Raw genomic sequence first — 11,348 nt, 5'->3', positions numbered from 1 at the left:
CCGTGGCCATGTCACGGTCAAGGTCTATCTTTTCCGACCTCACTTCGGTCAAATGTCGTCCACCTGTCTTTCATATTGGTTTACCGGGCCTTGGCCAAGAGTCGGCCCCGGCGGGGAGGACGTCACAACGTTGAAGACCACCAGGAGAGCTGCGGCGGTCACCACCGCCGCGGCGGTCATAGTCACGCTCGGCGCCGGGCTGTTCCCGGGCAGCGCCGTCGCCGCCGACTCGGCCCCGCTGCCGCGGGACCCGGCCGACGCCGTCCAGGCCGTCAACACCGAGCACAACATCCCGGGCCCGCTGACCGCGAAGATGGAGGCCGAGCAGAAGGCCGCCACCCAGCAGCTGCTCGACGGCACCGCCCAGGTCGAGGAGCACAACGGCTCGACCAGCGTGAAGCTCGGCAAGGACAAGTACGTCGAGCTCAAGCGCGAGCGCACCGACAAGATCTTCACGATCCTCGTCGACTTCGGCGACCAGGTGGACAACACCACCAAGACGCCGGACGGCAAGGTCAAGTACGGCGGCGAGGCCGGTCCGAAGCACAACGAGATCGAGAAGCCGGACAGCGCCACCAACAACTCGACCGCCTGGCAGGCCGACTACAACCAGCAGCACTACCAGGACCTGTACTTCTCCAAGGACAAGCCCTCGCTGAAGACCTACTACGAGAAGCAGTCCTCGGGCCGCTACTCGGTCGACGGCGTGGTCTCGGACTGGGTGCGGGTGCCGTGGAACGAGGCCCGGTACGGCTCGGACTACTGCGGTTCCAACGTCTGCCAGAGCGCCCAGGACCTGATCCGTGACGCCGTCGACATCTGGTACAAGGACCAGGTGGCGAAGGGTCAGACCCCGGAGCAGATCAAGGCGACCCTGGCCCAGTACGACCAGTGGGACCGCTACGGTTCGCACCACGACGGGAACTTCAACCAGCCCGACGGGTACATCGACCACTTCCAGATCGTGCACGCCGGCGAGGACAAGTCGGCCGGTGGCGGCAAGCAGGGCAGCAAGGCCCTGTGGGCGCACCGCAGCTACGTCTACGGCAACCTGACCGGCCAGGCGGGCCCCACGGGCAACAAGCTCGGCGGCGTCCAGGTCGGCGACACCGGCCTCTGGATCGGCGACTACACGATGCAGCCGGAGAACGGCGGCCTCGGCGTCTTCGCCCACGAGTACGGCCACGACCTCGGTCTGCCGGACCTCTACGACACCGCCGGCAAGGGCATCGACAACTCGGTCGGCTTCTGGTCCATCATGTCCTCCGGCTCCTGGCTCGGTGAGGGCAAGAACAGCATCGGCGACATGCCGGACGACTTCGACGCCTGGAGCAAGTTCAAGCTCGGGTGGCTGAACGCCGACCACGCCAAGGCGGGCACCGAGTCGACGCACCACATCGGCCCGGCGGAGTACAACTCCAAGCTGCCGCAGGCGCTGATCGTCGACCTGCCGAAGAAGAGCATCACCACCGACATCAACAAGCCGTTCGGCGGCAGCACCGAGTGGTGGAGCGGCAGCGCCGACAACCTCAACGTCTCGCTGACCCGCGACATCGACCTGACCGGCAAGACCAAGGCCAGCATCAACGCCAAGGCCTGGTACGAGCTGGAGCCGGACTTCGACTACGCCTTCGGCGAGGTCTCCACCGACGGCGGCAAGAACTGGACCGTCGTGGACGGCACCTGGAACGGCGCCGCGCTGCCCAAGGAGAACGGCCGCCCGGCCCTCAGCGGCCTGACCGCCGCCTGGGGCGACCTGTCGTTCAACCTGGACGCGTACGCCGGCAAGGCCGTCAAGTTCCGCTACCACAACACCACCGACGGCGGCCTGCACTACCGCGGCCTCGCGGTCGACGACATCTCGGTGACCGCCGACGGCGCCACCGTGTTCAGCGACGACGTCGAGAAGGGTGTCAACGGCTGGACCGCGGACGGCTTCACCCGCTTCGGCGGCTCGTACACCAAGGACTACGCGCAGTACTACATCGCGGAGAACCGGCAGTACGTGTCGTTCGACCAGACGCTGAAGACCGGCCCGTACAACTTCGGCTTCGGTGCCGCCAAGCCGAACTGGGTCGAGCACTACTCCTACCAGCCCGGTCTGCTGATCTGGTACTGGGACGAGTCGCAGACCGACAACAACGTCAGCGCCCACCCGGGCCAGGGCCTGATCCTGCCGATCGACTCGCACCCGACGTCGATGAAGTGGTCGGACGGCTCCCTGATGCGTCCGCGCATGCAGGGCTTCGACTCGCCCTTCGGCTCGCGCCGCGTCGGCTCGCTGACGCTGCACAAGAACGGTGTCGAGACGGTCATCCCGAAGTCCAAGGGCGTCGACGAGTTCAACGACCTGAAGAACTGGTGGTCGAAGGACGACCCGTACAGCGGCGTGAACGTCCCGAAGACCGGCACCAGCATCGAGGTCGAGAACGAGTCCTCGAACTACCTCGAGACCTGGATCCGCGTCCGCCCGGTCGACAACATCTGACCGAGCGAACCGTAGGAGCTCCGGCTCCGCGGAGTCCGACCAGGCGGCCCTGACCGCCGTCCGTCCGGCCCGTCCCCGCACCACGCGGGGGCGGGCCGGACGCTTTCGCGTTCGCGGCGCCCGCGGCGGGTTCGCGGCGGGCTCGAACCACCGCGCCGGGTGGGGCTCGTCACAGCGGTCGGGAGCGGTACGAGCGGCGGTAGTAGCACGGGCGGCGGGGCGGCCCGCGATGGCGGCCCAGGTGAGGACCATCCGATCTCATGATCATTACTCCGTCAGCTTGAATCTCCGGCGCCACGCTGACTACACGCCGTAGTACGTCACCGCGTTTGGGAGTCGGCTCGGTGACGGTTACACCTGAGTGGTCCCCCGCTCAGCACACGCCCGGAACGGGCCCTTCGTGCTGCCCTCCTACGATCCGTGAGGTACGGCAACCGATGTCCGACGTCCCGCCCGTGCAGCCGGCCCTGCGCCGACTCGCCGCCCGCGCGGTGGCCCAGGCGGCGGCCTGGCAGCCCCGGCTCGGCCGTACCCTCCGCACCGTCCGCACCCACGCCGCGCCGCTGGGCTCGATCGCCGCACCCCGGCACACCACCCTGCCGGGCAGCCGGCAGCGGGCCGAGCGCGACCAGGCGGTGGTCTCCGCCGGAGCGGCCGTGGTGCTGCTCGCCGGCGCGCTGCTGGTGGCCACGCCCGGCAGTGCCGCGGCGCAGACCGTGCGGCCCACCACCCCGGGGGCCTCGGCCTTCACCGCGCCGCAGGCCGCGGTGCCCAGCCCCGGGATCGTCCAGGTGGCCGGGCCCAGCCCGTACCGGCTGCCGGGTGACGGGGACTCGGCGCAGGAGTTCGTCGCGGTGGCCGCCAACCTGCTGCCGGCCGAGCCGCCCGCCGCCGCCCCCGCGGCGGCTCCGGAACCCGAACCCGCGCCCGACCCGGCTCCCGCCCCCGCCCCCGAGTGGTCGGCGCCGGCGCCGGACGCGCCGACCAGCAACCCGTACGGCGTCGCCAACTCCGAGTACGCGGCCGGGTACCACACCGGGGTGGACTTCGCGGTCGCCCCGGGCACGCCGCTGCTCGCGGTCGGCAACGCGACCGTGGTGTCGGCCGGTTGGGACGGCGCGTACGGCAAGGAGGTCGTCCTGCGGCTGGCGGACGGGCACTTCGCGCAGTACGCGCACCTGTCCGCGGTCTCCGTCGCGGCCGGCGACCACGTGTCGGCGGGCGAGCGGATCGGCCTGTCCGGGAGCACCGGCAACTCGACCGGGCCGCACCTGCACTTCGAGATCCGCACCAGCAACCGCTACGGCGCGGTGGTCAACCCGATCGCGTACCTCGCCGGACACGGCGTCACCGCGTTCTGACCGGCGGGCGCCTCTTCCGCGCGGCTCAGGGGCGGGTCGGGTCGGCGATCCGGCCGGCGATCTCCAGGGCGACCGCCCGGGCGGCCTCGGTGGCCTCCTCGATGGTCGCCGTCCGCTTCGGCTCGCCCCACACGTCCTCGATCGGGTCGCAGCGGCCGTCCAGGGCGTCGCCGTGCTTGCCGTCCTCGCTGTCCTTGCTGTCCTTGCTGTCCTTGCTGTCCTGCTGGAGCAGGAACATCGCCGAGTGGATGGTGAACAGCGACATCGCGGCCCGCAGCCGGTCCTGGAAGTCCGCGCCCGGCCCTTGCACCAGCTGCATCATGGTGACGATCCGCTCCCGGAAGGCCAGGCCCGCCGGGGACTCCCGCATCGCCGGCTGGTTCTCGTGGAAGAAGCGCAGCAGCGGCGCCCGCGCGCCCATGCCGTCCGCGAAGCGGCGGATCAGCTCGTCGCGCAGCTCGGGGCTCCAGTCCTGCTTCCGGCCCCACTCGATGGTCTCGTCGATCGGCGCGGACATCCGGTCGACGATGCCGAGGACGATGTCGTCCTTGGTCTTGAAGTGGTAGTAGAGCGCGGCCTTGGTGACACCCAGGTGGTCGGCGATCTCGCGCAGCGAGGTCTGCTCGTAGCCCCGCTCCGAGAAGAGCTCCAGGGACACCTCGATGATGCGAGCCCGGGTGTCGCTGCGGGGGCTGTGCGGTGTGCCCATGGCCTGCCTCATGACTGCGTCGGTGACTACTGCTGCGGACCCCGGGTGGACGTCCGCCCCGGGCACATTCTCCCTGCCCGGGAGGCCGCTCGGGAAACTGGCTTGACGACCGGCTAGGAAACAACCTACCGTGCCGACGATCGATAAACTAGCCGGGCGACAAGTAAGTGAGCCCCTCTCGCCGCCGCAGCGCGGCGCGACGCCCGTCCGCGAAGCTCGTCCGAGAGACCTCCGGGAGACCCCACCTCATGTCACAGTCCAAGACCGCCGGCCCGGAACCGGAGGGCAAGACGACCGAGGAGGAGCAGCCGCGGTCGCCCCGCGAGATCCGCCTCGTGATGATCGGCCTGGTCGTCACCATGCTGCTGGCCATGCTCGACAACCTGATCGTCGGCACCGCGATGCCGACGATCGTCGGCGAGCTCGGCGGCGCCGAGCACCTGTCCTGGGTGGTCACCTCGTACATCCTGGCCACCGCCGCCTCCACCCCGATCTGGGGCAAGCTCGGCGACCTCTACGGCCGCAAGGGCACCTTCCTGACCTCGATCGTGATCTTCCTGGTGGGCTCGGCGCTGTCCGGCCTGTCGCAGAACATGAGCGAGCTGATCGGCTTCCGCGCCCTCCAGGGCCTGGGCGCCGGCGGCCTGATGGTCGGCGTCATGTCGATCATGGGCGCGCTCGTCCCGCCGCGCGAGCGCGGCAAGTACCAGGGCATGTTCGCCGCGGTGATGGCCCTGGCCACCGTGGGCGGCCCGCTGATCGGCGGCTTCATCACCGACCACCTGAGCTGGCGCTGGACCTTCTACATCAACCTGCCGCTCGGCGTGATCGCGCTCGCCGTCGTCACCGTCACCCTGAAGCTGCCGAAGGTCCGCAACAACGCCCGGATCGACTACCTGGGCGCCCTGCTGCTCACCACCGGCATCGTCTCGCTGACCCTGATCACCACCTGGGGCGGCCAGCAGTACGCCTGGGGCTCCAAGCACATCATCGGCCTGACGGTGCTCGCGCTCGCCGCGCTGATCGCCTTCTGCTACGTGGAGCAGCGGGTCGACGAGCCGATGCTGCCGCTGAGCCTGTTCCGCAACCGGAACTTCACGATGGTCTCGATCATCGGCTTCATCGTCGGTTTCGTGATGTTCGGCTCGACCGTGTTCCTGCCGCTCTACCAGCAGATCGTCCAGGGCGCCTCGGCCACCAACTCCGGCCTGCTGCTGATGCCGATGATGTTCGGCATGCTGGTCGTCTCGCTGGTGGTCGGCCAGGTCGTCACCAAGACCGGCAAGTACCGGATCTTCCCGATCATCGGCACCGTCGTGATGACCGCCGGCATGATCCTGCTCTCCACCATGGGCACCGGCACCAGCAGCTTCGTCTCGGCCTGCTGGATGATCGTGCTCGGCGCGGGCATGGGCTTCCTGATGCAGATCACCATGCTGCTCGCGCAGAACAGCGCGGAGCTCAAGGACATGGGCGTGGCCAGCTCCACCGCCACCCTGTTCCGCACCATCGGCGGCTCGTTCGGCGTCGCGCTGTTCGGCGCGCTGTTCAACAACCGGGTCGCCGACACCATGAAGGAGCAGCTGGCCGGCAAGCAGCTGCCCCCCGGCGGCCTGAAGGACCCGGGGCAGATGAGCCCGGCGGACCTGCGCCAGCAGCCCGACTTCCTGCAGGACGCGTACCACCACGCGGTGTCCAACGGCATGCACACCGTCTTCCTGTGGGGTGCGGGCGTGGCCGTGATCGCGCTCGCCGCCGCGGTGTTCATCCGCGAGGTGCCGCTGCGCGGCGCCGGCCCGGGCGCCGACAAGCCGGCCGAGCCCTCGCTGGAGGCGGCCGCCGCCTGACCGGCCCGTGACGACGACGGCGCCCCGGGAGGAACGATTCCTCCCGGGGCGCCGTCGTCGTCACTGGGGCAGGCGCGTCACTGGGGCAGGCGGTAGACGCCCTGTTCGACCGGTTCGACCAGGCCGTCCGCGACCAGGCCGTCCAGGGCCCGGGCGCGCTGCACGGCGTCCGGCCAGACCGCGTCCAGCCGGGCCTGTTCGACCGAGCCGTGCGCCTCGCGCAGCACCGCGAGCAGCTTGCCGCGCACCTGGCGGTCCGTCCCCTCGTAGGTCTGGCCGCGCCGGGCCGGGCCCTCGTACGGCGGGCAGCCGGCCCGCTGCCAGGCGCAGTGGGCGAACAGCGGGCAGTCCCCGCACTCCGGGCCGCGGGCGGTGCAGACCAGCGCGCCCAGCTCCATCACGCCGACCGCCCAGGTGGCCGCCGTCTCGGCGTCGGCCGGCAGCAGCGCGGTCGCGGTCCGGCGCTCCGCGGCGGTGGTGGCCTGGGCCGGGTACTCGACGCCGGTCACCGCGCGGGCGAAGACCCGGCGGACGTTGGTGTCCAGCACCACGTGCCGCTGGCGGAAGGCGAAGGAGGCCACCGCGGCGGCGGTGTACTCCCCCACCCCGGGCAGCGAGAGCAGCGTCGCGTGGTCGTCCGGGACGGCGCCGAGGTGGTGCTCGGTGATCGCCACGGCGGCGGCGTGCAGCCGCAGGGCGCGGCGCGGGTAGCCGAGCCGGCCCCACGCCCGGACCGCCTCGCCGGCCGGCTCGGCCGCGAGCTCGGCCGGGGTGGGCCAGCGGGCCATCCAGGCCTGCCAGGCGGGCAGCACCCGCTTCACCGGGGTCTGCTGGAGCATGAACTCGCTCACCATGACGCCCCAGGGCGTGGCGTCCGGGGCCCGCCAGGGCAGGTCGCGCTTGCTGGCCTCGTACCAGTCGAGGACGGTCTCGTGCAGCAGTGGGAGGGGCATCGGCAGCCCGGGGGCGGCGGTGGCGTCGGTGATGGCAGTCATGGCCCTTCGATCCTCCCATGCCCGGCGGGCGAGCCGAAGTGGAGGAGTGAAGTCCGGATGATGCGGGGAATTCACCGGAATTCCGGGGACGGAGGCTCCCTCGAACGGCTCAAATGGCGGATCATGTGAAGGAAGGGGCGACTGTGCGGTGTTGGTGAGTCAACCGGCACACACAGTCTCGTAGAGTTTGGGCGTGCCCTCTCTGCGTCAACCCGTGGGACCTCTGCCGGCCTCGATCTACTGGCGCCGGCGCGTCGTCGTGCTCGCCGCCGTGGTGGCGGTCGTCGCCCTGATCGCCTGGCTGATGACCGATCAGGGAGGCGGTGACGGCGGCTCACCGAGCAAGGCCGCCCAGGCCGTACCGTCCCAGTCCCCGAACCAGTCCCCGGCCCAGGCCATCACGCCCGGCGCCCCCTCCTCCGGCCCGGCGGCCCCGCCCGGCGGCGGCTCGGGCGGCGCGGGCGGTTCCGGCAGCTCCGGGGGCTCCGGGGGCTCGGGCGGAGACGTGAGCATCAACGGCACGGGAACGGGGGCCAACCCGGGCTCCGGCGGCACCGGCGGCGGTGGCACCGGCGGCGGGGCGGGCGGGACCGGCGGCAATCCGCCGGTGAACACGGGCGACGTCATGAAGCTCCCGGTCTGCCTCTCCTCGCAGGTGGCACTCGAACTGACCCCCCACCAGCAGCCGAACCAGCCGAAGGACAAGCAGCAGCTCGTCCTGACGGTCAAGAACTCCGGCGCCGCCTGCCGGGTGGACCTCGGCCGCACCGCGTCCGCGATCACGGTCAGCTCCAACGACCGCATCTGGTCCTCCGCCGACTGCCCGACCGAGAAGGGCAACCTGTGGGTGCAGGTGCCGGCGAACGGCAGCCAGGGCGAGACCTTCACCTGGGACCGCAGCCGCAGCAAGCCCGAGTGCGCCAGCCCCGACGCCGCCCCGGTGCCGGCCGGCAACTACCAGGTGGTCGCCGAGCTCACCGGGATCTCCGGGGAGAAGGTCGTGGCCCGGGCGCAGATCAAGCTGGAGGGCTGAGCGCCCCCTCCGACGAACGGAGCCCCCGACCGCGAGGCGGTCGGGGGCTCCGGCGTTCCGGGCGTCCGGTCGGCACCGACCGGGCGCGGCTCAGACGTAGCGCTCCAGGATGGACGATTCGGCAAGGCGGGACAGGCCCTCGCGGACCGAGCGGGCCCGGGTCTCGCCGACGCCCTCGACCGTCTGCAGGTCGTCGATGCTGGCCGCGAGCAGCTTCTGCAGACCGCCGAAGTGCTCGACCAGGCGCTCTATGACCGTGTTGGGCAGACGCGGGATCTTCGCCAGCAGCCGGTAGCCGCGCGGCGAGACGGCGGAGTCCAGCGACTCCGGCGTGCCCGAGTAGCCGAGCGCCTTGGCGACCGTCTGGAGGTCCAGCAGCTCGGCGTGGGTGAGCGCCTCCAGGTCGGCCAGCACCTCGGTGACCGTCCGGCCCTTCTTGGCGGCCCGCTCCGGGAAGTAGTCCCGGGCGACCAGCTCGCGCTCCGGCTCGACGCCCGCGATCAGCTCGTCCAGCTGGAGCGAGAGGAGGCGGCCGTCGATGCCGAGCTCCAGCACGTAGCCGGCGATCTCGGTGGCGATCAGCCGGACCATCTCCAGGCGCTGGGCGACGGCCGTGACGTCCCGGACCGTCACCAGGTCCTCGATCTCCAGCGCGGAGAGCGTGCCGGCCACCTCGTCCAGGCGCAGCTTGTAGCGCTCCAGGGTGGCCAGCGCCTGGTTGGCGCGGGACAGCACGGTGGTCGAGTCCTCCAGGACCCGGCGGGTGCCGTTGACGTACATGGCGATCAGGCGCATCGAGTGCGAGACCGCGACGACCGGGTAGCCGGTCTGCCGGTTGACCCGCTCGGCGGTGCGGTGGCGGGTGCCGGTCTCGTCGGTGGGGATGGTGGAGTCCGGCATCAGGTGGACGCCGGCCCGGACGATCTTGGTGATGTCCTTGTCGAGCACCACCGCGCCGTCCAGCTTGCACAGCTCGCGCAGCCGGGTCGCGGTGAACTCGACGTCCAGGACGAAGCCGCCGGTGCAGATGGACTCGACGGTCTTGTCGAAGCCCAGCACGATCAGGCCACCGGTGTTGGCCCGCAGGACCCGTTCCAGACCGTCACGCAGGGCGGTGCCGGGCGCGATGGCGGTGAGGGAGGCCCGCAGCAGGGCCTCCTCGCGGGAGGCCTTGTCCGCCCCCCGGTCGCTGGCTGCCACGTGACTCCTCCGGTCGACCCCGTGCCGCGCGCCTCGCGCCGTGCGCCGGTCCGCGGTCTGTTGCTCTGTCGCTCAGTACCGCTCGGTACTGCCTTCTGGCCAATGAGACTGGGGAAAGTCTAACTGCGTGCGGCTTCGGCAGGGCTTGGGTCAGCGCAGTTCGTCGGAGTCGAGCGGCTCCCAGCCGTCCATCAGCTCGTCGGGGTAGGCCGCGACCCGGGGTGCGCGGGGGGCCGGAGGGGCCGACGAGGCCTCACCCCGTGCTTCCCCGCGCGGCTTGGCGGCCGAGCGGCGGCGGCCCGGGATGGCCCGCAGCGCCTCGCCGATGTCGGCCACCTCCACCACCTTCATGCCCGGGGGCACCTTGCCCGGGTCCGGCGGCACCAGGGCGTGGGTGAAGCCCAGCCGGTGCGCCTCGGCGAGCCGGCGCTGCACGCCCGTCACCCGCCGCACCTCGCCCGCCAGGCCGACCTCGCCGATCGCCACCAGGTTGCTGGGCAGCGGGGTGTCGGTGGAGGAGCTGGCCACCGCGAGCGCCACCGCGAGGTCGGCGGACGGCTCGGAGAGCTTCACCCCGCCGACCGTCGCGGTGTAGATGTCCTGCTTGCCGAGCTTCACGCCGCCGTGCCGCTCGACCACGGCCAGGATCATCGCGATCCGGGGCGACTCCAGGCCCGAGGTGGTGCGGCGCGGGGAGGGGATCTGCGAATCCACCATCAGCGCCTGCACCTCGGCCACCAGCGGGCGCTTGCCCTCCAGGGTGACGGTGAGGCAGGTGCCCGGGACGGGCTTGTCACGCCGGGTCAGGAAGAGGCCGGACGGATCGGCCAGGCCGACGATGCCCTCGTCGTGCAGCTCGAAGCAGCCCACCTCGTCGGTGGCGCCGTAGCGGTTCTTGACCCCGCGGATCAGCCGCAGCCGGGCGTGCCGGTCGCCCTCGAAGCTCAGCACCACGTCCACCAGGTGCTCCAGCAGGCGCGGGCCGGCGATCTGGCCGTCCTTGGTGACGTGGCCGACCAGCAGGGTGGCCATGCCGCGCTCCTTGGACGCCCGGATCAGCGCGCCCGCCACCTCGCGGACCTGGGCCGGGCCGCCGGGGGCGCCGTCCAGCTCGGCGGAGGCGATGGTCTGCACCGAGTCCAGGATCAGCAGGCCGGGGTTGACCGCCTCGATGTGGCCGAGCACGGCGCCGAGGTCCTGCTCGGCGGCGAGGTAGAGGTGCTCGGAGAGCGCGTCGATCCGGTCGGCGCGCAGCCGGACCTGGCCGGCCGACTCCTCGCCGGTGACGTAGAGGGTGCGGTGCTGCGCGGTGGCCGCCTTGGCGGCGACGTCCAGGAGCAGCGTGGACTTGCCGACGCCGGGCTCGCCGGCCAGCAGCACCACCGCGCCGGGGACCAGCCCGCCGCCGAGCACCCGGTCCAGCTCCGGCACGCCCGTCGAACGGGCCGTCGCGACCTGGCCGTCCACCTGGGCGATCGGACGGGCGGGCGCGCTGACCGGGCCGGCGGCGGTGGTGCGGATCGGCACCGCGCCGTACTCCTCGACCGTGCCCCAGGCGTTGCACTCCGGGCAGCGGCCGACCCACTTGGGCAGCTGGTTGCCGCACTCGGTGCAGCGGTAGGCCGGGCGCGGCTTGGCGGTGGTCTTGGAACGCGGAGGCATGCGGCCCACGGTAGCGGCTGGGTCCGACAGCGGCGGGGTGGTCGGTGGTGCGG

Annotated in this window: 8 protein-coding genes; 4 read left to right on the top strand and 4 right to left on the bottom strand. The window is 71.6% G+C overall.

The window, feature by feature from the left end:
- The first annotated feature begins 130 nt into the window (after positions 1 to 130).
- Both AB2U05_RS18590 and AB2U05_RS18585 read left to right on the top strand, forming a co-directional pair.
- A complete protein-coding gene (locus AB2U05_RS18590; protein WP_369183791.1) occupies positions 131 to 2,488 on the top strand; it encodes an immune inhibitor A domain-containing protein in 2,358 nt (785 codons plus the stop codon).
- A 437-nt stretch (positions 2,489 to 2,925) separates the two neighbouring features.
- The gene (locus AB2U05_RS18585; RefSeq protein WP_369183790.1) at positions 2,926 to 3,849 is read left to right on the top strand and encodes a M23 family metallopeptidase; all 924 of its coding nucleotides are present in this window, start codon (positions 2,926 to 2,928) and stop codon (positions 3,847 to 3,849) included.
- Between the two features lie 25 nt (positions 3,850 to 3,874).
- On the opposite strand, the gene AB2U05_RS18580 is transcribed toward AB2U05_RS18585, so the two are convergent.
- Positions 3,875 to 4,558 carry a TetR/AcrR family transcriptional regulator gene (locus AB2U05_RS18580; protein WP_052706580.1) on the bottom strand — a complete coding sequence of 228 codons (684 nt, stop codon included), beginning with the start codon at positions 4,556 to 4,558 and terminating at the stop codon, positions 3,875 to 3,877.
- 248 nt (positions 4,559 to 4,806) lie between these two features.
- Here AB2U05_RS18580 and AB2U05_RS18575 point away from each other — a divergent pair, with 248 nt between their 5' ends.
- Positions 4,807 to 6,405 (top strand): MDR family MFS transporter, encoded by a 1,599-nt coding sequence (locus AB2U05_RS18575; RefSeq protein WP_045704354.1) that lies wholly within the window; start codon positions 4,807 to 4,809, stop codon positions 6,403 to 6,405.
- A gap of 77 nt (positions 6,406 to 6,482) precedes the next feature.
- Here the strand turns inward: AB2U05_RS18575 and AB2U05_RS18570 are convergent, their stop codons facing one another.
- Entirely contained in the window at positions 6,483 to 7,400 is a 918-nt protein-coding gene (locus AB2U05_RS18570; RefSeq protein ID WP_045704356.1) for an A/G-specific adenine glycosylase, read from the bottom strand.
- Positions 7,401 to 7,614: 214 nt separating this feature from the next.
- Here AB2U05_RS18570 and AB2U05_RS18565 point away from each other — a divergent pair, with 214 nt between their 5' ends.
- Positions 7,615 to 8,433, top strand: a complete 819-nt coding sequence (locus AB2U05_RS18565; RefSeq protein ID WP_369183789.1) for a hypothetical protein — start codon at positions 7,615 to 7,617, stop codon at positions 8,431 to 8,433.
- Positions 8,434 to 8,523: 90 nt separating this feature from the next.
- On the opposite strand, the gene disA is transcribed toward AB2U05_RS18565, so the two are convergent.
- Together disA and radA are read right to left on the bottom strand one after the other, a co-directional pair.
- The gene (gene disA, locus AB2U05_RS18560; RefSeq protein WP_045704365.1) at positions 8,524 to 9,582 is read right to left on the bottom strand and encodes a DNA integrity scanning diadenylate cyclase DisA; all 1,059 of its coding nucleotides are present in this window, start codon (positions 9,580 to 9,582) and stop codon (positions 8,524 to 8,526) included.
- A gap of 201 nt (positions 9,583 to 9,783) precedes the next feature.
- Entirely contained in the window at positions 9,784 to 11,295 is a 1,512-nt protein-coding gene (gene radA / locus AB2U05_RS18555; RefSeq protein WP_369183788.1) for a DNA repair protein RadA, read from the bottom strand.
- Between the last annotated feature and the right edge of the window lie 53 nt (positions 11,296 to 11,348).

Origin of the sequence: Streptomyces sp. Y1 (genome assembly GCF_041053115.1) — a bacterium.
GTDB lineage: Bacteria > Actinomycetota > Actinomycetes > Streptomycetales > Streptomycetaceae > Kitasatospora > Kitasatospora rubellomurina.
The sequence above is the reverse complement of the archived record's forward strand: the minus strand, read 5'-3'. Positions and strand labels throughout refer to the sequence as shown.